Source organism: Amycolatopsis sp. NPDC043889, assembly GCF_056435645.1.
Window position 1 is genome coordinate 74331 of sequence record NZ_JBWKEC010000025.1, and the last position, 22856, is coordinate 97186.

At 68.1% G+C, this 22856-nt stretch carries 20 protein-coding genes; 5 read left to right on the forward strand and 15 right to left on the reverse strand.

The window, feature by feature from the left end:
• Positions 1 to 2 precede the first annotated feature (2 nt).
• Genes AC0685_RS32730 through AC0685_RS32745 form a run of 4 tightly spaced genes read right to left on the reverse strand, consistent with a single transcriptional unit; the run spans position 3 to position 4824 of the window.
• Positions 3 to 1064 (reverse strand): methyltransferase, encoded by a 1062-nt coding sequence (locus AC0685_RS32730; protein WP_478229034.1) that lies wholly within the window; start codon positions 1062 to 1064, stop codon positions 3 to 5.
• The gene (locus AC0685_RS32735) at positions 1061 to 2713 is read right to left on the reverse strand and encodes a class I adenylate-forming enzyme family protein (protein WP_478229035.1); all 1653 of its coding nucleotides are present in this window, start codon (positions 2711 to 2713) and stop codon (positions 1061 to 1063) included. Before AC0685_RS32735 ends, AC0685_RS32730 begins: the two co-directional genes overlap by 4 nt.
• Positions 2714 to 2728: 15 nt before the next feature.
• Entirely contained in the window at positions 2729 to 4315 is a 1587-nt protein-coding gene (locus AC0685_RS32740; protein WP_478229036.1) for a 4-hydroxyphenylacetate 3-hydroxylase family protein, read from the reverse strand.
• Positions 4312 to 4824, reverse strand: coding sequence for a flavin reductase family protein (locus AC0685_RS32745; RefSeq protein ID WP_478229037.1), 513 nt, complete (start codon positions 4822 to 4824; stop codon positions 4312 to 4314). Before AC0685_RS32745 ends, AC0685_RS32740 begins: the two co-directional genes overlap by 4 nt.
• Before the next feature lie 295 nt (positions 4825 to 5119).
• Here AC0685_RS32745 and AC0685_RS32750 point away from each other — a divergent pair, with 295 nt between their 5' ends.
• Both AC0685_RS32750 and AC0685_RS32755 read left to right on the forward strand, forming a co-directional pair.
• On the forward strand, positions 5120 to 6565 hold the full coding sequence (locus tag AC0685_RS32750) for an MFS transporter (protein ID WP_478229038.1): 1446 nt from the start codon (positions 5120 to 5122) through the stop codon (positions 6563 to 6565).
• A gap of 56 nt (positions 6566 to 6621) precedes the next feature.
• On the forward strand, positions 6622 to 7416 hold the full coding sequence (locus AC0685_RS32755; protein ID WP_478229039.1) for an AfsR/SARP family transcriptional regulator: 795 nt from the start codon (positions 6622 to 6624) through the stop codon (positions 7414 to 7416).
• Here AC0685_RS32755 and AC0685_RS32760 read toward each other — a convergent pair whose 3' ends face one another.
• The 9 genes from AC0685_RS32760 to AC0685_RS32800 all read right to left on the reverse strand — a co-directional run bounded on the left by AC0685_RS32760 (position 7417) and on the right by AC0685_RS32800 (position 17309).
• Positions 7417 to 8760, reverse strand: a complete 1344-nt coding sequence (locus AC0685_RS32760; protein WP_478229040.1) for a class I adenylate-forming enzyme family protein — start codon at positions 8758 to 8760, stop codon at positions 7417 to 7419. It lies immediately after the preceding gene.
• 61 nt (positions 8761 to 8821) lie between these two features.
• Positions 8822 to 9925: a 3-dehydroquinate synthase II family protein gene (locus AC0685_RS32765; RefSeq protein ID WP_478229041.1), complete on the reverse strand. Its 1104-nt coding sequence runs from the start codon at positions 9923 to 9925 to the stop codon at positions 8822 to 8824.
• Entirely contained in the window at positions 9922 to 10731 is an 810-nt protein-coding gene (locus AC0685_RS32770; RefSeq protein WP_478229042.1) for a 2-amino-3,7-dideoxy-D-threo-hept-6-ulosonate synthase, read from the reverse strand. The genes AC0685_RS32765 and AC0685_RS32770 overlap by 4 nt, the downstream gene beginning before the upstream one ends.
• Before the next feature lie 137 nt (positions 10732 to 10868).
• Positions 10869 to 11744 carry a helix-turn-helix transcriptional regulator gene (locus tag AC0685_RS32775; RefSeq protein ID WP_340682996.1) on the reverse strand — a complete coding sequence of 292 codons (876 nt, stop codon included), beginning with the start codon at positions 11742 to 11744 and terminating at the stop codon, positions 10869 to 10871.
• 710 nt (positions 11745 to 12454) lie between these two features.
• Complete coding sequence (locus AC0685_RS32780; RefSeq protein ID WP_478229043.1) at positions 12455 to 13324, reverse strand: AfsR/SARP family transcriptional regulator; 870 nt, start codon at positions 13322 to 13324, stop codon at positions 12455 to 12457.
• A gap of 308 nt (positions 13325 to 13632) precedes the next feature.
• Positions 13633 to 14715 carry a thiamine-phosphate kinase gene (locus AC0685_RS32785; protein WP_478229044.1) on the reverse strand — a complete coding sequence of 361 codons (1083 nt, stop codon included), beginning with the start codon at positions 14713 to 14715 and terminating at the stop codon, positions 13633 to 13635.
• Positions 14699 to 15295, reverse strand: a complete 597-nt coding sequence (gene dcd / locus AC0685_RS32790) for a dCTP deaminase (protein ID WP_340682993.1) — start codon at positions 15293 to 15295, stop codon at positions 14699 to 14701. Before dcd ends, AC0685_RS32785 begins: the two co-directional genes overlap by 17 nt.
• Positions 15286 to 16023 (reverse strand): hypothetical protein, encoded by a 738-nt coding sequence (locus AC0685_RS32795; protein ID WP_478229045.1) that lies wholly within the window; start codon positions 16021 to 16023, stop codon positions 15286 to 15288. Before AC0685_RS32795 ends, dcd begins: the two co-directional genes overlap by 10 nt.
• Positions 16020 to 17309, reverse strand: a complete 1290-nt coding sequence (locus AC0685_RS32800; protein ID WP_478229046.1) for a helix-turn-helix transcriptional regulator — start codon at positions 17307 to 17309, stop codon at positions 16020 to 16022. The genes AC0685_RS32795 and AC0685_RS32800 overlap by 4 nt, the downstream gene beginning before the upstream one ends.
• Positions 17310 to 17671: 362 nt before the next feature.
• Here AC0685_RS32800 and AC0685_RS32805 point away from each other — a divergent pair, with 362 nt between their 5' ends.
• Positions 17672 to 18004 carry a hypothetical protein gene (locus AC0685_RS32805; RefSeq protein ID WP_478229047.1) on the forward strand — a complete coding sequence of 111 codons (333 nt, stop codon included), beginning with the start codon at positions 17672 to 17674 and terminating at the stop codon, positions 18002 to 18004.
• On the forward strand, positions 18001 to 18651 hold the full coding sequence (locus AC0685_RS32810) for a hypothetical protein (protein WP_478229048.1): 651 nt from the start codon (positions 18001 to 18003) through the stop codon (positions 18649 to 18651). Before AC0685_RS32805 ends, AC0685_RS32810 begins: the two co-directional genes overlap by 4 nt.
• Here the strand turns inward: AC0685_RS32810 and AC0685_RS32815 are convergent.
• Complete coding sequence (locus AC0685_RS32815; RefSeq protein ID WP_478229049.1) at positions 18545 to 19222, reverse strand: class I SAM-dependent methyltransferase; 678 nt, start codon at positions 19220 to 19222, stop codon at positions 18545 to 18547. The genes AC0685_RS32810 and AC0685_RS32815 overlap by 107 nt on opposite strands.
• Positions 19223 to 19314: 92 nt before the next feature.
• A complete protein-coding gene (locus AC0685_RS32820; RefSeq protein WP_478229050.1) occupies positions 19315 to 20004 on the reverse strand; it encodes a DUF998 domain-containing protein in 690 nt (229 codons plus the stop codon).
• Between the two features lie 235 nt (positions 20005 to 20239).
• Between AC0685_RS32820 and AC0685_RS32825 the strand changes: the two genes are divergently transcribed.
• A complete protein-coding gene (locus AC0685_RS32825; protein ID WP_478229051.1) occupies positions 20240 to 22738 on the forward strand; it encodes a M14 family zinc carboxypeptidase in 2499 nt (832 codons plus the stop codon).
• The last annotated feature ends 118 nt before the right edge of the window (positions 22739 to 22856 follow it).

The window sequence follows — 22856 nt, forward strand, 5'->3', positions numbered from 1 at the left end:
CGTCACCGGGACCGGCCCGGCGCCACCGGCGCCGCGACCAGCAACCTGGTCTCCAGTGCCAGTGGATGGACGGCCTCGAGCCGGAGACCCGCACCGTCCAGAATGGACTCGTAGCTCGCCAGGGTCCGCTCCCGCCCGCCCGCCATCATCAGCAGGTGCAGATCCCACAGCAGCGGCAGGACCTCGGTCCCGGAATCGGGGATGACCCGCTCCAGGATCAGCACCCGCGCGGACTCGTCCGCCATGGCGCGGCGGCAGTGCGTGAGCAGCGTGATGCACTCGCCGTCGTCCCAGTCCTGCAGGATCCGGGACAGCAGATAGAAATCGACGCCCTTGGGAACGGCACGGAAGATGTCTCCCGCCACCACTTCGCAGCGGTCCGCGCAGCCGCGCGCGACGAGCTGGTTCCTGGCCACCGGCAGCATGTGCTCCTTGTCCACCAGCAGCCCGCGGAGATGGGGATGGGCCTCCAGCACGGTGGACAGCAGGTTGCCGCTGCCGCCGCCGAGATCCGCGACCGTCTTCCCGCGCGAGAAGTCGAACGCCTTGGGGACGTCCGCGAAGAAGGCGCTCCCGGCGTTCATGGCGTCGAGGAAGCGTTGCCCCGCCCCCGGTACCTCGGCGAGGTACTCGTGGAGCGTGCGGTCGAAGGCGTGCTCGAAGCCGGAACGCCCCGTTCGCACCGCGGTGACGACCGAACCCCAGGCCTGATGGAACTCCTCACCGTAGAGACGGCACATCTCGCGCATCGACATCGAGGTGCCGGTGCGCAGCAGCCGGGAAATCGGGGTAAGCCGGTAGCCGGTGCGGTCGTCGCCGTCGAACACGCCGATCGCGACGAGCAACCGCATCAGCCTGAGCACGCCGTCGGGGTCGGCTTGCGCGCGTGCGGCCAGGGAAGCGCTCGTGACGTGCCCCTCGGCGAGGTGATCGGGCAGACCGAGCGCGACCGCCGCGTAGAGTGCCTGTGAACGCCAGGTCCCGGTGACGATGTCGACCACGGCGCGCGCGGCCGTCTCGTCCGTCCCGTTCCCGGCGGCCACGTCGGCGTCGACCACGGTCATCCGTTCCGTCCCTTCTGTTCGGCACTGCTCGACGTGCGGGTGAGGAGTTCCCGATGCCTTTCCCGAAGCTCGCGTTTGAGCACCTTCCCGGTGACCCCCACCGGCAAATCGCTCCGTGAGCCGGCCACGACCACGGCGGCGAGTTCCGCGAGTCCCGCTCGCGCGAGCGCGCGGTTGCACGAGGCTCGGATCTCCTCGGCGCCCGGCGGATCGCCGTGTCCGAAGAGCACCACGGCGGCGGGCAGCGACCGGTCCGGGACGGCGGGATCGGCCACCGCGATCACGGCGGCGTCCAAGGCCTTCGTCTCGTTGAGCACGACCTCTTCCACCGGCAGGCTGTACACCGGGCCATCGACGGTCTCGATGACATCCGGCGTCCGGTCGAGGTGGTACCAGGTCCCGTTCTCGTCGTGGCGCACGACGTCGCCGGTGAGGAAGAAGCCGCCGCGGCGGGCCAGGTGGTTCAGCGTCTCGTCGTTCACATATCCCGGGGTGACGCTCGGCGTGCGCACCCCCAGCAGGCCGGCCCGGCCCGGCGGCAGGACCCGGCCCGCGTCGTCGAGGGCTGCGGCCTCGCGGACCACCCGTACCGGCTTGCCGATCGCCCGCGCGTAAGTGGTGGAGTCGGCGGTGTAGGCGTGTTTGAACAGCACCATGCCCATTTCGGACGAACCGAGACCGTCCACATAGGTCGAACCGGCGGTCACGGCGCCGTTCGTCCGGGTGTGACCGAGTGCCACCAACGGGCGGATGTGGCGTTCGTGCGACGCGTCCCCCATGCCCATCCAGGTGTGGACGGCGTCGGCGGCTTCCGTTGTCAGCGCGCCGATCGGCAACTCCGCGAGGGTACCGGGGAAGCCGAGCACGAGTGTGGGCTCGAACGCGTTCATCGCCGCCGCGACCGCCGCGCCCGACGTCCCGTCGGCCAGCATGGTCGGCAGTCCGAGCATCAGGGCGAGGCTCAGATAGCTGATCCCGGACGAGTGGCTGTGCGGCAGCGCGGTGAGCATTCGATCCGTTCGCAGGGAAGGGAACTTCCAGAGCCGTTCCCGTTTGCCGACGGAGAACGTGCGGTGCGCGAAGGCCGTCGGCTTGGGTACACCGGTGGTGCCGGAGGAATGGGAGATCAGCACCAGGTCGTCGTCCCGGTGCCGGTGCCGATCCGGCAGCGGCGGAGCCGGGCCGTCCCCGGGAACGCCGACCGCTTCCTCGCCGACGAACCGCGTGCCGTCCGTGGCCGGTCGTTCGAGGTCGGTGACCACGAGCGTGGTGCCCGTGCGGGCGAAATAGTGGGCCGCGGTCTCCGGCGGCATCCGCGGGTTGGTGAGCGTGGTGACCCCGCCGAGCGCGGTGATCGCGATGTGGTGCACGAAACCGGCGAGCCCGTCAGTCAGGTGGACGCCGACCCGTGTTCCGGGTTTCACCCCTTCTTCGGCGTACCACCGCGCGCACCGCAGAACCCGGTCACGCAGTCCGCCGAGGGAATGGCCCGATGTCTTCCCGCCGCCCTCGTGCCGGAAGAGCAGCGGCCGGTCGAGGTCGCGGGCGATTTCGCAGACGTGCCAGAAGAAGTTCCCCGCACCCAGATCACGACGGGTCGAAAGTTTCAGCCGGTCGGTGACGGACCGGTGCGTTCCCAGCAGATACACGATGTCCCTCCCGGCTCAAGACCTACGGCCCAGGCCGCGCATGACGTGTTTCAGCTCGTCGAAGGAGTCGAGGTCCGGCACCGTCCAGCCGTCGAGGTCGTATTCACGCAGGCACTGCTCGGCGAAGCCCTTGTAGCCGTCGACCTGTCCGCTTTCGGTCTGCGCCGCGAGTATCTCGGTCCGGATCGACTCGTGGTTCCCCGAGGAGTTGCGCTCGTACAGTTCGTGCCTGCTGCCGAACTCCGTGCCGATCGCGTCCCACAGCAGTTTCATCAGCTTCACCCGGCTGACCGCGTCGTGCCCGTTCGAACCGCGGACGTACTTGTCGAGATAGGGGCGGATCGCGGGGTTCTTGAAGTCGTCCGCGCTCGAGTTCACATAGATGAGGCCGCTGGCGACGTCCTGCTCGATGATCTCCTTGATCCGCGGGTAGCCGAGGGTCATGAACCAGCGGTACGCGAGCCCGTAGTCCTTCCGTGGCAGCAGTGACCCGTCCCGCCACTCCCGAGGATTCCGGGCCATCGCCTCGCTGAGGGCCCAGAACAGGTTCCGCCAGGCGAGGACCTCGCCCGCCCGGGCCTGCACGCCGCGGAAATCCTTGGTCCCGGTCATCTCGATCGCCTTGAGCAGGAGACCGGCGATGAAATCGATCTTCACCGCCAGCCGGATGCAACTCTGGAAGGTCAGCCGCTCCAGTGAACCGGATTCGGCGACGAATTCGTTCACCTTGCCGGCGTCGCCGTAGATGAACACGTTCTCCCACGGGATGAGCACCTTGTCCATCACGAAGATCGTGTCGTTTTCGTCGAACCGGCTGGACAAGGGATGGTCGTAGGGACTGCCCATCACCGCGGCGGTGGCCGCGTAGGACGGGCGGCAGATGAGTTTGAGCCCCGGCGCCGTCATCGGCAGGGTCGCGATCAGCGCGAATTCGCGTTCCTTGATGGGCATGCCGTAATGCGAGATGAAGTTCAGGTTGGTGATCGCGGATCCCGTCGCGACGACCTTCGCGCCGCTGACGATCAGGCCGCTGTCAGTCTCCTTCTCCACGTGGACGAAGACGTCCTTCACCGCTTCGGACGGCAGATGCCGGTCCACCGGCGGATGCACGATCGCGTGGTCCCAGAACAGCACCTTCTCCTGGGACTCCCGGTACCAGCGGCGGGCGTTGTCCTGGAACGGAGAATAGAAGTCGGCGTTGGCGCCGAGGGTGCCGAGGAAACTCGCCTTGTAGTCGGGACTCCGCCCCATCCAGCCGTAGGTGAGCCTCGCCCATTCGGCGATGGCTTCGCGATCGTCGAGGAGATCCTGCTGGCTCCGCGGGGTGCGGAAGAAGCTGTGCGTGTACCCGCCGCTTCCCGTGTCGGTCGCCGTGGTCAGCACGTCCTGTTTGGCCGGATCGTGCAACGCGTCGTAGAGCCGCGCGGTCATCAGGGCGGAATTGCGGAACGCCGGATGCTTCGTGACGTCGGCGACGCGATCGCCGTAGAGGTAGATTTCCCGGTCGTCGCGCAGGCTTTCCAGGTATTCCTTCCCGTTCATCGGCCGGGGGACCGGGCGGCTGCCGTTCGCCGTACCGGCGGTTTCCTGCTGCAGTGTCATCGAAGAATTCCTGTCCCGTCGGTGGTGGGGGCGAGCGTGGCGGTCTGGCGCAGTTCGTGGAAGTCACCGCGGTGGAAGATGAGCGGGGGTCCGCCGCGGATGTCGAAGTTCCGTACTTCGCCGAGGTAGAGCACGTGATCGCCACCGTCGTAGGAGGCCCACGGCGCGCAGGTCAGATACGCGGCGCAGCCGGCGAGGCGGAGGGAATGCGGAAGCGTGTCCCAGCGGATCTCGGCTGCCGGATCCGTGTCGTTACCCGCGAAATGCCGGGCGATTCCTTGTTGCCACGACGAAAGAATGTTGATTTCGAATGAAGCTCCCGCCAGTCGCCCGCACAATCTGCTGCGGCGGTCCAGCGAGACCATCACGAGCGGTGGTTCGAGGGAAATCGAGGCGAAAGCGTTGACCGTCGCACCGTGGACGGCGCCTTCGTGGCGAACGGTCACCACGGTGACGCCGGTGGCGAACTGGCCCAAACAGTCCCTGAGCCCGTGGATCGCCCGGTTCACCGCCCACTTCCGGTTCGCCGGGGAAAAGGCGGGTGAGGTTCTTGGCCGGACACCGGTATCTCCCTCCTTGGCCGGACTGGTACGTGACCCATGCTCACGACGCCCGATGAAAAATCGAGCAAGGTCCGCTATAGCCCCGTCGGCGATTCCTGGTATTTCGTTGACTAGCCCGCCGATTACTAGGAAAGACAGAGCACTATCTGCGGGGCGCGTGGCCTGCGAGGCTGGCCGAATCCCCGAATCGATCGGCATCGGTCCGGGCTGTCGCGTCAGTCACCATTCGAGGAGCGTTCTAGTGACCAAGCAAGTGCCGCGCGTCGAGGAACTGGGCGCCGGTTTCACGCCACGCCTGTGGTGGACCCTGATCCTGCTCGCGGCGGCGGTGGCGCTCGACGTCGGCAGCGTGGCGGTGGTCAACCCGGCGCTGCCCGACATCGGGCGGGATCTGCGGATGGACGACGCCCTGCTCCAGTGGACGATGACCGGCTACGGGATCACGTTCGCGGGCTGTCTGCTGTTCGGCGGCAGGCTGGCCGACGTCTTCAGCAGACGACTGGTGCTGGCGGCGGGTATCGGTGTCTTCGCGGTGGGCGCGCTCGCTCCGGTCGTCGTGCCCACGGCGGAGGTGCTGATCGCGGCCAGGGCGGCGCAGGGGATGGGCGCGGCCTTGTCCGTACCCGCGGCGATGGCGTTGCTGTTCCAGGTCTTTCCGCCGGGCCGCCTGCGCAACCGCGCACTGGGCGTCTACACCGCCGTGGGCGCGGCGAGCTTCGGCGTGGGCCTGGTGCTCGGCGGAGTGCTCACCAGCGCGTTCGGCTGGCACGCGGTGTTCGCGTTCAGCGCGGTGATGAGCGCGCTGGTCCTGCTCGGCATCCGGCCGTTGCTGCCCAGTTCGACCGGAGACCGGCGTCCGGTCGACCTGCCTGGCGCGGCGATGGTCACCGCCGGCTTGCTGGCGGGCATCTTCGCGGTGACCAGGGCGGGCGAAGTCGGCGTCGCGGACACTGGCACGGTCGTGTCGGCACTGCTGGCGATCCTTCTCATCGTCGGTTTCGTGCTCTGGGAGCGCCGGGCGCCGGAGCCGCTGTTCTCGGTCGGCATCCTGCGTTCCCGGCCGGTCCGGGCGGCGACCCTCGCCGGTGGCCTGTTCTTCTTCGCACTCAACGGGGTCCTGTTCTTCGCGCCGCTCTACATGCAGGGCATGCTCGGCTACACCCCCCTGCAGTCGGGGCTGGCGGTGCTCCCGATGAGCCTGCTCGTGGCCGTATCGTCGAACGTCGCGGGCCGCCTGCTGTCGCGGTTCGGTCAGCGGCGAGTCCTCGTCGTCGGGCTTCTCCTGCTCGCCGCGGGCGTCGCGCTCTGGCTCCGCACTCCGCTGGACGGCGACTACCTGACACATATCCTGCCGGGAGTCGCGGTGATGGCCATCGGGCAGGGACTGGCCTACACCGCTCTCACCGCGGCGTCGCTCACCGGCGTCCCCGGTGCGCGGCACGGCGTCGCCGGCGCGTTCAACATCACCGCGCAGCAGATCGGCTCGAGCGTCGGCATCGCCGCACTGGTGGCGTTCGCCTCGGCGCTCTCCGGGGCGGGGGAGCAGTCCGAACGCCTGTCCACATATCACGCGGTCTACCTGGTCATCAGTTGCACCGTGGTCGTGGGCGCGCTCTTCACCGCCGCCTTGTTCGGCCGCCGCACCGACGATCGGGCGCCGGAGGTGAGCACCCCGGTCACCGGATGAGCGGCGTGGACCGCCGGATCACTGCCAGTACAGAGATCGAAGGGAGTCGAGTCACCGTGAGGATCGCTTTGCTGGGCCCGCTCGAGGTGGTTCACGACGGAAGGCCGATCGTGCCTTCGGCGCCGAAGCAGCGGACGCTGCTGGCGCTGCTGTTGCTGAACGCCAACCACGAGGTGAGCGTCACCCAGTGCGCCAGAGAGCTCGGGGACGGGGCATCGAAGACCTGTTCGGTGTCGACCGTGCACACGCACATCCTGCAGCTGCGCAAGGCTCTCGGCCCCGCGGCGGGACGTCTGCGTACCACTGGAGCCGGTCCCGACGCGGGCTATCTGTTCACCACCGAGCCGATGGAACTCGATCTCGACCGGTTCGACAAGCTCGTGGCGCTCGCGCGGATCCGGCGCGCGGACGGGAAACTCGGCGAAGCGGCCAGGGTGATCACCGAGGCACTGGATCTGTGGCGCACCGAGGCACTCGTCGACGTCAAGACCGGGCCAGGGACCCAGCGGACGCTGGTCGGGTTGCGATCGAAGCGCATGGAGGCCGTCGTGATCTGCGCCGACCTGGCGCTCCGGCTGGGCCGTCATCGCCAGGTGCTCGGCAAGCTCGCCGCACTGGTACACCGGCATCCGGCGGAGGAACAGCTCACCGCGTATCTGATGACGGCGCTCTACCGCAGCGGCAGGCAGGCCGACGCCTTGGCGGTGTATCAACGATTCCTGGCCACCGCCGAGAGAGGCTCCCGCGCGCTGAGCGAACTCCAGACGGCCATCCTGCTCGCCGATCCGGTGCTGGAAGGGCCCGCGGCGACACCGGCCGGTCTCGCCGCGGACCTCATCTCCGCCGGATAGTCACCGAGACCGTCCGGCGGTCCGGAGCGCGTTCCGGTCCCGCAGATACTTTCCGTTGGTGGTGCGGGGGAGCGCGGGAAGGACGTGGTAACGCGATGGTGTCTTCTCCGCTCCCAGAAGCCGGCGACACCACGACCCGAGGTGATCCGGGTCCAGCGCCGTCGTTCCGGCCACGTGGGCCTCTATGACGTCGGAACCGAGAACGATCACGTCGGTGACCTCGCGGTGCGCCGCCAGTACCCGTTCGATCTCGAGCAGGTCCAGATCCCGGTGGTCCCCGCCGGCGCGTTCGGTCCGGCCGAGGAGCTGCAGCGAGCCGGTGACCGGGTCCCGCCGGACCCGGTCACCGGTGGAGAGCCAGCCACCGAACCAGGGGTCGGCCTCGATGACGTACGGCGAACAGGCCAGGTGCACGTCCAGCACGCCGTCCGCGACGCGGGCCCGGATCCCGGGGACCGGTTTCCCGACACCGGAGATCGCGAACCGGCCCGCGACGTCCATCGCGATCACGCCGGTCTCGGTGGTGCCGTAGGCCTGGCCGATGCGCACACCGTGCCGGTCCAGGAAGCGGTCGAAGACATCGTGATGCAGGACGTCTCCGCTGGAGACCGCCGCGCGCAGCGAGGTGAAAGGGGCGACGGTTTCTTCGCTGAGCCGCGCGAAGTCCCGCGGTTCACCGAGGACGACGTCCGCTGTCCGCACCGCCGACGAGCGGGCGGGGAACAGCAGGGAAGCCCCGGTGTCGAGCCCGTGCAGGACACCACCGACCATGCCGAAGGAATGCGCGAGGGAGTTCAGCAGCAGCACCCGTTCCCCCGGTCCGGGAACGCCTTCCACCGCCGCGATCCGCCCGAGCTCGGCGAGGATCGACTCCGGCGTCCGGCCGATGAGCTTCCCCGTTCCGGTGGTACCCGAGGAGAGCTGGAGCAGACAGTGGCCGGTCGAGGCGGGTTCGCCGTCGGGCAGCCGCCTCACCAGCACTTCGCATTCATCGGTGAACGGGCGGCTCCTGCGCCCGCTGCCGCCGAAGGTGACGAAATACCGCGGACGCCACCGGCCGAGCAGACAGGTCATCTCGGCGAGGCAGGTCTTCTGCTCGACCAGGGCGACTTGCGCACCCAGCTCCCACAACGCGAACACGGACCACAACTGGGTGAAACTGGGGGTCCCGTGCAGGGCGACCGTGGTACCCGCCCCGATGCCGTGATGGCGGTACACGCCCGCGAGCCAGGCCACCTCCGCGCGGAGGCGGCCGCGGGTGACGGCATGTTCCCCGTACGCCCAGAGTTCGTCGTCGGCACCGCGGCCGAGAAGGTCCTCTCCCCACCAGGATCGCGTTTTCATGCCCACCACCGTCCGAAGGCCGGTCCCGCCCGGTTCGCCGTCCGGGCGGGACCGGCGGAGGTCACTTTTCCAGACAGAATTCGCCGACGGGCCAGCCGACATGGCGCTGGTCGGTGGCCAGGTGGCCCAGTACCTGCGTGCCCGGCGTGAGCTCGGTGACGTTGAGCACCGTGCCACCGGGACCGAGGACCCGCACGTGCCAGTCGTCCTGGACGATCAGGTTGACGACGACGCCCTCTTCGGAAACGGCCTTGATGCTCAACAGCGGCCGGGACTCGAGTTTGATCCGCCCGACCACGATGCGGCGGGTCCGGCCGTCGGCGCCGACACCGAGCACCGTGCTTCCGGCCTTGAGCTCGCTCAGGTAGTTCGTCCGGTTGTCCTGCCCGAACACGTAGGAGTGCAACGCCCCGGCGTTGATCCGGAACGGCCGCGTCGGCATGTAGGGCAACGGATGGGTTTCGCTGCAGCACAGGATGAAACCCTGAGAGTACGAGCCGACCAGCATGCCCTCGTCCTCGCCGAAATGGGTGCAGGTGTCGATGCAGACCCGGTCGCCGAGCCCGCAGTGCTCGATCGACTCGACGGTCAGCTTGGTCAGGCTCAGCTGTGGTGTCTTGTCCCGCAAGATCTCCATCAGGCCGAAGACGTCGTTGGCGTCGCGAGGCGCCAGCAACACACCTTCGGAGCCCTTTTCGAGGACGTCCACGATGATCTGCGCCTCTTCGAGATCGGCGGCCTGGCAGATCAGCTGCCCTGGCGAGCCGTCCGCGGCCGCGATGACGATTTCGAGCGGGATCTTCGTCGGGTCGCGGAATTCCACCACCGTGTAGGGCAGTGAGCGCGCGGATTCGCAGGCAAGGGTCAGCGTCGCGTCGTCACGCACATGCACCAGTCCGGCGATGTCGGTCTTTTCGTCGTACCAGGCGCTTTTGAGGGCGTTCAGGTCGGCTTCCCCGCCCACGGCGCGGAGGTGCACCAAACCCTCGCCTGCGCCGTTCTGGTCCGGCCGGACCAGAACGCGTTTGACTGTCGCGGGAAGGGTGTCGAGGAGCCGCACGTCGTCGTGCACCAAGGCGTCCACCCTCGCGTGCACGGCCGCGTCGACGACCGCCTCTCGCTGGGCGTCGGGCACGGTACGGAGATCGATCCAGGCGAATTTCACGGGGCACCAACCAGTTCCTTGCGCAGGGAGTCGGTCGTCTGAGGGCCGTGGATCGCCGCGGCCAGTTCACGCACGGCGTGGCGCGGGTCGGGGCTTTCGAAGACCCGCCTGCCCACGGCCACGCCCCGGCAACCCGCCGCCAGCGCCGAGGTGGCGAACTCGGCGAGGCCTCCTTCGGCGGCGGCACCGCCCGCGACCACGACCGGGATCGGTGAGCTCAGCACTACCTGGGCCATCCGCTCGACGGGGGAGGCGAGCACCGTTTTGACGATGTCCGCGCCGAGGTCGGCCGCGATGCCGACCACGTGCGCGAGCAGTTCCGGATCGCCCGGATCGCTGATCCGCGGGCCACGGGGGTAGATCATGGCCAGCAACGGCATGCCCCAGTTCGTGCAGGCCGAAGCGACGGCGCCCAGATCCGCCAGTTGCGCTGCTTCGGTCTCGGATCCGATGTTGACGTGCACGCTGACCGCGTCCGCGCCCAGCCGCACCGCTTCGTCGACGCCACCGACGAGCACTTTGGCGTCGCGGTCGCTGGCGTGCGTGGTGCTGGCGGAAAGGTGTACCACGAGGGAACAATCGCCCAGCGAGGCCGGATCGACCATTCGCGCGCGGCCCTTGTGCACGACGATCGCGTCGCCGCCGCCGTCCGAGATGTCTTCTATCAAGCGATTGAAAGCCGCCGCGGTGCCGATGGGCCCATCGGATATCGAGTGGTCGAGCGGCACGAAGAGGTATCTGTTGTCGGCGCGCCGGGAAAGGCGCGCCATGCGTAGTGATTTCCCGGTGAGAAGAGTGACTGACATCTGCCCGCCTAGCGTGTCGTGTCCGAAGTACCTGCCTTTGGCTCCGGGCTCCGCATCCGGCATTCGAGCGGTGCGGGAGTCTCCCTGCAGCCAGGCTGGCAGCGCACGCTGAAGAATCGGGCGAAAATCGACGGAAGTCAGCCGCTCGGCGCGGGATCGCGCTCCCCGTGCGCACGCTTCGTCTCGGCAGCCGCCGCCGCGAGCGTGTCGAGAGCGGCCTGGGAGGGGCTGCCCTTGTCCGCGGTGTAGGTCACGAGTTTCTGGTCGAGTACGCCGGGGACGGCGAGGGATTCATAGTGCAATTCGAGCCTGCCGACCAACGGGTGATCGAACTCCCGCAGGCCGTGGCTCCGGTCCTGGACGTCGTGGTTCTCCCACCACTGCCGGAAATCCTCGCTCTTCAGGAACAGTTCCCCGACCAGCGCGACGATGCCGGGATCGTCCGGGTAGCGGCCGACCGCCACCCGCAGGTGCGCCAGCTCCTGCCGGGCCATCTGTTCCCAGTCCACGTACAACTGCCGGGCCGCGGGATCGCAGAAACCGTGCCACACCATATTGCGCAACGGGGGACGGCAGGCCTCGAAATCGGTGAGCAGTGCGACCGCGAGATCGTTCCAGGCGAGGACTTCCATACGCCGCCCCACGACGAACGCGGGTGTGCTCGGGTTGAGCAGCTCGAGCAGCCTGCGCACGCTCGGCCGGACCTCCTCGTCGGAGTTCTCGCGCCGGGGCGCCGGTTCCGAGCGGGCGAGGGTGTACAGGTGACCGCGTTCGTCTTCGTCGAGACCCAGCACCCGCGACAGCGCCTCCAAGACCGTGGGCGACGGGCGCCCGTCACGGCCTTGCTCCATCCGCACGTAGTAATCGACGCTGATCCCGGCGAGGTGGGCGATTTCGGTACGGCGCAGGCCCGGGGTGCGCCGACGGCCGACGGACGTCAGTCCCACGTCCTCCGGCCGCAGCCGATCGCGCCGGGACCGCAGGAAATCGCTGAGTTCCTTCCTTGCCTGCACCTACCCATTATGGCGGAACCGTCGCGGCCGACAACCTCGGTAAGCTGGTAATGCCAGTACTAGGTTGACGATTACCACTACCGGGATCCGCGGTCAGGTGAGCCGAAGGCCCCTATAAGGTGGGAAGGAGGCCTTGTGGCATGGTTTTGACCGGCCGGCGGGTTCCTGCCGTGCTCCGAGTGTCCACAAAGGACTATTTCGGCCGTTTGGATGTCCGCTTTATGCCTATGTGTGGGTTCGCGTGGAGGTCGTGAGTGGCAAGGGTGGCTCTAATCCGATGCCACGTAGCTTAAGTTGATCTTGGGTAGGGGTCTTGATCGTAAGCGGTGAGGGTTGCCGCAGGTCACGCGCTCGGTTGCCCTGGCCGACAGGAGCCGGCCGCGCCCCTGAGTGTCCACTAAGGACATTTTCGCTGACTCAATGTCTGAGTGATGCCCGGGTGGGCGATTTCGCGAGGGGTCGTGAGTGGCGTTTCGGGTTCTAACCCGAAACGCCACTCACGACCAACCCGACCCACGACCAGGGCCGAAGGCGCCCCTTAAGCTACGTGGCATTGGGTTCTAACCCTCTTTGTCACTCACTACCCCGTCGCGAAATCATGCAAATCGGGCTAATCGGGCGCCGTCCCCTCGGGAAAGGTCCCTTATGGACAGCTGGAAGGTGTCGTTCTCGTTGGCGAGTCCGCTACCTCCTCATCGGGTCGACGATTATCAGGCGAGCCGCAGGCCGGACAGGCTGTCCGGCACTTCGCCGGTGGGCAGTTTGTCGGTTTTGAGAATGGCCTCGAACAGCCTTTTCGTCTGTGGGCTGGGTTCCAGTCCCAGGTCTTCGGCGAGAGTGCGGCGGAGCCGATGGAAGACCATCACCGATTCCGCGCGCTGGCCGGAACGATAATGTGCCACCATCAGCTGGGCGTGGATGTTCTCGTCCATCGGATGGGCGCACATGAGCTGCCGCAGTTCGGCGATCACCGCGCGGTGCCTTCCCAGCCTGAGATCGGCGTCGATGCGCTCGCCGAGGACGCTGAACCTGGTCTCCTTGATTTCCAGCCGGTAGGCGGCGATCGAGGGGCCCTGGCGTACGTCGGCGAGAACGGGCTCCTCGCACAATCGCAGCGCGGAGTGGAAGAGCGTGGCGGCCCGGCGCACGTTGTCCCGTCCTAGTTCTTCCCTCGCCGTTTCGACCAGTCTGTCGAAGAGTTCCTTGTCGAGGCTCTCCCGGGGTGCCACCAGTTGATACCCCTGGTGCCGGGTGCGCAGTTCCAGTGTCGCGTCCGGCGAGGTGGTGCTCACCGGAATGGACCGGAGGATCTTGCGCAACTGCAGCGTATAGGTCTGCAGCGTCGACAACGCACTCTTGGGCGGGTCCGTCGGCCACAATTCGTCGATGCAGCAGTCCGCCGAAACGACTTCGTTGGAGTTAATCATGAACAATGCGAGAAGGTGTCGTAACTTGGGTGCCGTCGGCGTGTAGTCAACGCCATTCACGGTCACTGAGAGACGGCCAAGTATACGCAACTTCATGGTACCCCCGTATGCGCAATGGATATGATGCTCGCATGGCGAAAACCGGCCAAACATCCTACGTTTTATCCTAGCAGGAACGCTCTGGGCTGAACGGGTGTTCCCAAGGGTGGAGAAGCGGCATCCCGCTGACACACGGCGACATAAGCGTGGTGGGATTTACCGATGGCTGGTCCATTCGTTCCTTCATGGCGGCGACCGTAGCCTTGCGTGACGCCCGCGCCGCCCGTGTTTTCGGGCGACCGTGGAACCCCGGTGATCTTCCGTATTCACGGAACGGCATCGACGCCGGTACTGTCAATGTCTTTTGAGGCGCCCTTTGGTGAATGCGGGCGCGGAACAATCGTTTCCGCGCCCGCAGGGGCTCAGCCCGCGCGCCTGCCGAGAACCTCGGTGATCAGCTTCGGCACCTCGCCGCCGTGCCAGGAACTGGGCGAGAACCGCTCCTGCGCGATCCCTTCCCAGCGTTCGCCGTCGTCCAGCGAAATGCCTTCCTCGCGGGGCACGAGGGAGCCGATTTCCTGTGCCGCGACGCCTTCACCGGCGAGGATCTTCTTGGCGAGTGCGACATCCTGCGCCCGCACCGCGACCACGAGCGTCCAGTCGCCCCAGGCCTGCGCGAGCTCGAACCGGTCGAGTCCCGACTGCGCGCAGACGTCGGCGGGCGCGTCGTCCAGCCGGAAGTCCGTGGTGATCCGCGCGCCGAGACCGTTGGCGCCACACAGGGTTCGCACGGTCGGGAAGAGACCGTCGGAGACGTCCATGGCGGCGCGTGCCAGCCCGGCCGTGGCGAGGATCCTGCCAGCGGCCACCTGGGCCATCGGACGGCAGGCGCGCTCACGGATGTCCGCGAAGAGAGGTCCGGGAAGCTGTGCCTGCTTTTCGACCAGCAGCGCGTACGCCCAGAGATAGCCGGGCGAACCGACCAGCAGCAGACGGTCGCCGGCTTCGGCGCCCGCGCGCCCGAGCCGCCCGCCGGGGACGCACCGGCCGATCGCGGTCGCGGTGAGCTGCCGGACCGGGCCGTCCCGGAGATCGCCGCCGACGACCTTGGTGCCGTGCACCTTCGTGCAGTCGTCCACGCCGTCGAGAAGCCGCCGGAACTCGCCCGCGGTGGTCGTCTTCGGCAGGGTGTAGTTGACGACCAGGCCGAGCGGGGTGGCCCCGGCCGCGGCCAGATCGGAGAGGTTGATCGTCGCCAGTAGCCATCCGGCGTGGTAGGGGTCCGTTTCACCCAGGATGGTGACCAGCGGCGTCGGGCAGCTGTCGGTGGTGGCGACCAGCTCGCCGCGAAGCCCTTCCGTGGCGTCGAGGACCGCGCAGTCGTCCCCGAACCCGCGGACACCGCCGTAGCGCGGCCGCAGGATGTGCTCCAGGATCGCGTGCTCGCCGAGGTCGCCGAGCCGGACGCCGTCGCCGATCGGCGAGAGTTCAGTTACGCCCGACATGATCCGCCAATCGGGACGGCGCGACGTTGTGGTCGCTGGAGTAGTTGTTCGGCATCGTGCCGTAGGGCTGTTCGCTTCCGGTGGAAGCGAACAGCATCAGGTTGCAGATCCGCGTTCCGGGGTGCAGGAGTACGGGATGCCGCAGGTGGTTCACGATTTCCAGGGTCAGCACGGCGCCGGTCTCGTTGCCGAAGCCAGGGCTGACCTGACCGCACAGGACGACGCTGATGCCGAGCCGCGCGTAGTCGCTCGTGCCGTCGACGAGCCCGGCGAGCTTCTCGGAAAGCCCGATCTTCTCCAGCGTCGGGGCGAGAACGACTTCGCCGGGTTCGACGCGCAGCCTGCCTTCGGCGTCGAGTTCCTTCGGCCGGAGCTCCGGATACGTGCTCCGGTCGGCGATGTCGACGGTCCCGGTCGATTCCAGCGCGAACGCCTGACGTCCGAGCCGCAGGCTGATCGCGGCGGGACGGACGAGGCCGGGCTCGAACGGGGTGATCGCGAGTTCCCCGGTGCGGTGCGCGCGTTTGATGGCCCGGTCGGTCAGGATCCCGCGGCGTGGGGCGGGCCAGGTCAACGGCATGACGCCACCGCTTTCGCGACGGCGCCGACCAGGACGCGGAAATCGGTCTCGGTCAGTTCGCCGTTGGGCTGGTCGTCGGACTCGCCGGGCTCGCAGTACACGACCGTGGTGCTGGTGCGGTGCGGTCCCTGGACCACCACGGTCGCGGTCAATCCCGCTTCGATGGGCCGGACGGTGTGCACGACGGCGGTGTCGCACGAGTAGACGTCGCCGAGCCGGACGTGCGGGGTCTTCTCCGCGGTGAGCCGGGCATCGCCGTCCGCGAGCAACGCGGCCGGATTCGCCGGATCGGCGCCGTAGCGGTACCGGGCGTACGGCTTCCCGCCTTCGGTCGTTTCGTGGAACTCGACCATGTGCAGGCCTTCGCCCGCGACGATGGTCGAAGCGAATTCCCACCGATGGCTGTGCGGATTGGACTCGCCGCGGGACGGCTCCGCGGATTCCGGCCAGACATGGAGCCGGATGCGGAAATCGGCAGAGGCGTGGAGCACCATTTTGGCGAATCCGTTCGGATGCCAGTAGGAACGCTTCGCCGCGACTCGGACGGCTTCCTCGTCGCCGAGGATTTCTTCGAGCCACGAAAGGAAGGTGCCGGGGGAATCCTGTACCCGGTGCGCGACCGTGCGCAGCCAGGGAAGGTCCGCGTCGCCGTGGCCGGGGCGGCTGCCGGTGATCTTACGGAGGAACGCGGGCGCGGCCGTGAGGGTCGAGGGCGGGGTGTCGATCATGGAGTTCCTGGAGTTCCTGGAGGGCTGAGCGGGGGCCCGGCGGCGGCCAAGGCGGCCGCGCGGAGCGCGGTGACGGCGTCCAACGTCTGCCAGATGGGTAGGTCGCCGCTTCCCCAGGCCCACAGTCCCTGATCGGCGTCGTAGCGCTCCCAAAGGGTTCCGAGCGCCCGGTTCAGCCGGGGGAGTGGCAGGAAGGGTGCGGTGGCGAGCGCTTGGACGATCCAGGCTGCGGTGAAGTGCCGGATGATGATCCGGGTCGTTCCTTCTCCGTCGGGACGAGGCCTTTCGAGATCCTCGGCCACGCCATCGTCCGAATGCGACCGGTCGATGAGCCATTGTGTGGCTTCGTCGGCCGCCTCTCGGACGTCATTGCGATCTTCGCGGCTGCGCAGGACTTCCCGCAAGGCGACGACCGATCGTGCGGTGTGCACCACCGAAGCCTCCGGGGCGACGAGCCCGGCCTCGTTCTTCTCCGGCCACAGCTGTGAGCCGTCGAAGTCGAGCCGGGCCGCCAGGAGGGCGTCGATCAGCCGGTCGGTCAGCGGGGCGTCCGGCCGGAGCCGGACCGCCGTGTGCAACACGGCGGACAACAGGTAGGGGCGGGTCCTGCTGTACGGGTCGAGTGACCCTTCGAGCTGTTCCAGCCCTTCGTCGGCGGACATGGTGCTGGTGCGGAAGAGCGCATCCACCACGGAAGCGGTCGTCTCCGGCCGCTTGCCGCCCGCGCGGCCCCGCCAGCCCTGGGCGGATTGCAGCCGGTACAGGTCTTCGGCAAGCGTATGTAGGTCGATGTAGGGATCGCCTACCACCAGCATGGTGTTGATCCCGTACGCGGTGCTGAGCGCCTTCGGCCCGGTGCTCTTCTGCAGGTTGTGCCGCCAGCCCAGCGGTTTCCCGTGCTCGTCCCGGATCAGGCGCTCGGCGAGTTTGGCGCCGACAGTGTGGAAGACCTCCAGCAGTGACCGCGAGGTGTCGACGACGGCGGCGTCACCGAGGGCGGGCGGAGTGTGGTGCTGGGGTGAACGGGCCGTCTCCACCAGGGTGAACAGCGCGTTCGAGGCGCGGAAGTGATCGTCGAGCTGACGCGCGTTGTGCGCCGACGGCAGGTATTTCCCGGTCTCCCACTGGGTCAGGTTCGCCCTGGTGACGCCGATGATCCGGGCGGTCTCCGCCTGCGTTTCGCCCGCGGCCTTGCGCAGCCGCCGCAGCTCACGTCCGACACCCGACGCGGTAACGGTTTCCGCATCAGGGCTTACCGGCCCCTGCCCGGCCGATGTAGGCTTCATGTAGGCACTAGACACAGGCTTACCTACCTTTGGTAGGCAATGTAGGGCGGTGACTGAACGTGCACACAACAGCGAGAGTACAGCAAGGGAATCGGACCGTGCTGGCGCGTGGGTCAACGTCGTGTCACAAGGTGTCGAGTGTCGCGGCAGACCCAGTTCTACCTGGTCCTGGTGTGCGTGACCCACCCGGCCACGAGGACCGGTCCGACCCGGGCACGACCGGAGAACGGATGCTGTCAGCCATCTGAATGTGACGCTGCGCATCTGACCTGTTCGCGTCGCCTGCGGGCCACACGAATGCCCGAGTAGGCGTCGTGTGTGCCGACCCGAGTCCGCGCTTCGCAGTATCGGGGGTGAACCTCATGTCCCACCACGAGAACCACATGGCAGCGCCCCGATCTTGGTTCGATCGACTTCTCGAACGCTTCCACGAATGGCTCTTCGCGACCGGCGAGGACACGCGCGCGGCCGCTCGCGGCTGGCAGGTGACGCGGGTGCCGGACAGCAGGCGCCGCGTCTACCGAGATCCCCGCTGGGACACCGTCCACGCCTGCGCGCCGTGCGGAGGCACGGGGTGGTGGCCCTATGAGGACGCCGTTTGCCCGGACTGCGCCGGTGCCGGTGTCGTCCGCTCCATTCCCGCGGCGGCCGTGGCCGCCGAGCAAACCGCCGGACGGACAGGAGGAAGGCCATGAGCCGTTGGCAGGAACCCCAGGCGATCGCCGAGCTGGCCAGGGAGATCACGGTGGTCAGGAGGCCGAACCCGGTCACCACCCTTTATCACTGGCGATACGAGATCGGCGCGCTACTCGTCCTCCCGTACGCGCTGATCTCGCTTTTCCAGGCGGTCGGCCCGATCTGGGGCGCGGTCGTGCTGTTCGGTGCCGCGAACTGGCTGTTCTACTGGCGCTCGGCGCGGCGATTCCTCCGCGACCGGCTCCGCTCGATCGTCGTGCAGCACCGGCTGCGGACCGGGTTCGCCCGTGCCCGGGTGTGCACGCTCGACGGCAAGCTGCCGGTGATCCTGTGGACCAAACCGCGCGGCGACGAGGTCGAGGTCACCGTGTTCTGCCCGGCAGGCGTCGGCTATGAGCGCATCGAGCAGCGGCGGGCCTTGCTGGCCGCGGCGTGCTTCGCCTCCGACGTCCACGTGTACCGCCATCACAAGCGCGCCAACGTCGTGCACCTTTCGGTCTGTACCGCACGCTTGCGCAAGGACGCGGCAGAGGACGAGGTCAAGCCCGGTCTGCCGCCCGCGCGACGATATGCCGGGCAGTCGGACGGTGCCGCCATTCCCCTGCCGGGGACCTTCGCAGGAATTCCGCGCGCATCTCGGCGATGAACTCTTCGCCGCGCGCGTCCGCCAGCGGCCGCATCGGCCCTGACCGGGTGTGCGCGGTGAAGAACGTGTCCGCGTCGGGGTGGACCATCGGGAACGACAAAGGCTCGTCCCGTTCGAGCACGGCGCCCTCCAGCGCGGGTACGAGCCGTTCCTCCCAGGACCGGTCGCCGGCGGGGACACGTTCCCGGAGCACGTCGGACAGCACCGTGAACGGCCCGCCCGGTTCGGTGCTGTGCGGCCAGTAGACGACCGAAAGCACGCCGCCCGGGCGCAGCGCGGCTGCCCAGGACCGGAGTGCGGCGTCGGGCTCGGGGAGTTGCTGGAGGCCGAAGACCGAAACGACCGCGGCGGCCGAGGCCGGTTCGAGTTCCGAGGCGTCACCCTCGACGACGCGTACGAGTGGATCGCCCGCGGCCCGTCGCCTTGCCCTCGCGACCATGCCGGCGGACAGATCGATGCCGGCGATCTCGCGGCCGGGCAGGTGCCCGCTGAGCACGTCGAGTTCCGGGAAGGTCCCGCAGCACGGGACGAAGACGGGGCCGTCGGGCAGTTCGGTGGGCAGGGCGCGCACCGCCGCGGAGACCCAAGGCGCGAACCGGGGGACGTAGTACGCCTCGTATCCGTCGGCGGCTTCGTCCCAGGCGCGGGCGAGGCGTTCGGCGTTCAGGACGCTGTCTCCAGTGCTTCGGCCTGCTCGGTCACCGGTGCGGTGACCACACGCGCGGGGATGAGCAGCGACGCCAGCGCGAGCAGCCCGGTCAGCGCCATCGCGCGCTCCACCAGCCCGAGCGGGATCGCCCGCCACCAGGGCTCGCCACCGTTCATCGAGATCACGATCGCTCCGAGGATCACACCGAACCAGGCCAAGGCCGCCACCGCGAGCACCCGTGTCACGGCGCGCCGCGCGCGGGAGGAGGGGAAGACGGCCTTCGCCGCGAACCACACGGCCAGCGGCAGGCAGACGAAGGCCACGACGCTCGCGATCCGGTGCACCGTCCCGCCGATGCTCGGCCCGATCGCCCAGTTGTTCTTGGGGAACGCCACGATCACCACCAGGCTCACCGTCCAGAGAGCGCAGAAGACCGAGGCCGCGGACAGCACGGGAAGGTGCTTGCGGCGGATCAGCGCGCCGAAGCCGATCGCCGAGCCCAGCGCGACCAGCAGGACCGCGACGTCGAAGATCCACTTGTTCTCGCTGAGCGCGTATTCGCTGATGGTGCGGCGGACCGGGCTGATGTCGCTGGTGGCGGGGAGGATCTGCAGGAGCAGGATCAGCAGCGCTCCGCCGGCGACCGAGGCCACGGCGGCCAGCAGGGCCAGCGGGGACCTGGTGGTGACCTGGGGCGTCGTCATGGTTGAAAGGTAACCACCCAACCTGAAGGTTTTCTTAGGCTTTCCTGTCGGAATCGACAGGATGACCCCCACCCGCGGCGCATACGCCGGTGATCGTTCCGGCACGGTCGGTGAGATCGTTGGGCCGAAAGGGGTGCAGGCGACTTGTGGCGGGTCCCTCCGGCGGTGTCCCGGGTCTAGGGTCTCGCTACCGGTGACCTCACCCGGTCACCGGACTGTCCAAGGAGGTCAGTCTGTGGGGTATTCACCAAACCGGCGAAGAGCGGGATGGACGGCGGCGACCCTGGTGCTCGCCGGCACCTTCGTGGCACTTCCGTCGGCCACGACGGCGGTGGCCGCGGACAACGTGGTCCGGGCCAACCAGGCCGTGGCGCGTTCCTGTTTCGCCGCGCTCCAGAAGCCGGGCACGGCAGGTACCGACCGGCGCGAGTTCACGTCCACAGTGGACGGTCTGCTGCAGGCGCGGATCGCGCCTCGTGGCGGCGCCGAGGGCGACTGGGACCTCGCGGTCTTCGACAAGGACACCGGCGCCGTGGTCGCCGCGTCCGCCGCGTTGCGCAGCCACGAACTCGCCGAAGGCTTCGTGAAGAAGGACCAGAAGCTGGTCGTGCAGACCTGCCGGTACGACGGCAAGACGCGCGACGCGCTGCTCGGGGTCGACTTCCTGGCCCTCACGCCGCAGGGGACACCGACCAGTGCCGCGCACGCGCCGCAGCGCGCCGAGCTGGTCCGCGTCGAAACCCCGGCCAAGCAGGACAAGGACAAGTTGCTCCGGCTCGGCCTCGACGTCACCGAGAAGGCCGACGCCAGCGGCGTGGAGGTCGTCCTCGCCAACGACGCCGACCGCAAGACGCTGGCGGACAACGGCTTCAAGTCGAAGGTGGTCGAGGCCGACCTTTCGGCCAAGTCGATCCAGAACGCCAAGACCGACCGTGAGTACGCCGCGAAGACGCCGGGCTCCACCCTGCCGTCCGGGCGTACGAGCTACCGGCACCTCTACGACTACCAGTTCGAGGTCAAGGAACTGGCCCGCAAGAACCCCAAGCTCGTCACGGCGTTCACGCTGCCGCAGCCGACCTGGGAAGGCCGTGACGTCATCGGCCTCGAGGTCGCGAGCGACGTCAAGAACATCGCGGACGGCAAACCCGTCAACTTCACCATGGGCGTGCACCACGCCCGGGAGTGGCCGGCGGGCGAGCACGCCATGGAATGGGCCCACGAGCTGGTCAAGGGCTACACCGGCGGCAACGCCGAGATCCGCGGCCTGGTCGGCCGGACGCGCAACATCATCGTGCCGATCGTCAACCCCGACGGCTTCGAAATCTCCCGTGAGGCCGAGCCCAAGGGTGACTTCTCGCGGTTCGACTATGAAATGAAGCGCAAGAACTGCAACGTCAACGACTCGCCCAAGGAATTCGCGACCGGTGTCTGCAAGGCCAACCCCGCGGGCCGCGAACGCGGAACCGACCCGAACCGCAACTACGCGGGTTTCTGGGGCGGCGCCGGCGCGTCGACCCTGTGGCGCAGTGACACGTTCCGTGGTTCCGGCCCGTTCTCCGAGCCCGAGACGCAGAACATCCGCTCGATCGTGTCCAACCGCCAGGTGACCAACCTGATCACGCTGCACACCTACTCCAACCTGGTGCTGCGTGTCCCGGGTGTCGCCGCCGTCCGCCCGCCGCTCGACGAGCCGGCGTACAAGGCGCTCGGCGACAAGATGGCCTCGCGCAACGGGTACACCAGCCAGCCGTCGTGGGCGCTCTACGACACGACCGGCTCGACCGAGGACTGGTCGTACTGGGCCACCGGTGGCTGGGGCTTCACCTTCGAGGTCGGCCCGAACGAGTTCCACCCGCCGTTCGCCGACGGTGTCGTGGCCGAGTACACCGGTGTCGCCCCCGCGGCGGGCGCGGGCAAGGGCGGCAACCGGGCCGCGTTCATCGACATGCTGGCCAACACCGCCGACCCGGCGGCCCATTCGACGCTGATCGGTACGGCGCCGAAGGGTTACCAGTTGAAGCTGCACAAGACGTTCCAGACGCCGACCTCGCCGGTGGTGCAGCCGGACGGCTCGACGAAGCCGCCGATCTACGTCACCGACGACCTGAACTCGTCGCTGTCCTCCACCGGCGGCCGGTTCGCGTGGTCGATCAACCCGTCGACCCGGCCCTACGTCGCGGGCCGCTACGGCCGCGAGCCACAGGGTCCGGCGCAGCCCGCGATCCAGGCCGTCAACCCGGCCGGGGTCCCGGCGATCAACACGAACTACCCGGCCGACCCGGCTTCGGAGAGCTTCACGTTCCACGTCGACGGGCTCCCCAAGGTCGACAACGGGAAGTTCAGCGTCGACGTCAAGTGGGCCAGCCAGGACACGGACTGGGACCTGTACGTCTTCGACTCCGCGGGCAACATGGTGTCGTCGTCGGCGAACGGTTCGACCACGGAAGAGCACGCGATCCTGTACGACCCGCCCGCCGGGGACTACACGGCCGTGCTGGTCAACTACTCGCAGGCGAATCCGTCCGCTGTGGACGACTGGACCGGCGGAGTGTCGTTCCAGTCGCCGATCCCGCCGACCTACGGCCCCAAGGAGGCGTACCAGCTGACCTGTACGTCGCCGAAGGGCAAGCTCGTCGGGCTGGCGGACGTCTACATCGACCGAGGCCAGACGGTCGACGTCGGTGAGGTCTGCACCCGTTCCGCGCGCGCCAAGAAGGAGCGCTCGGTCCGGTAGTTCTTCTTTTGCGCGTGAAGGCCCCCTTCCCCTTGGGTCAGCTGAGGGAAGGGGGCCTTCACGCGCTGGCCCCCGAATGCGTTTCGTCCTCTGAATGCGGTAGTTCACGTTGCCAACT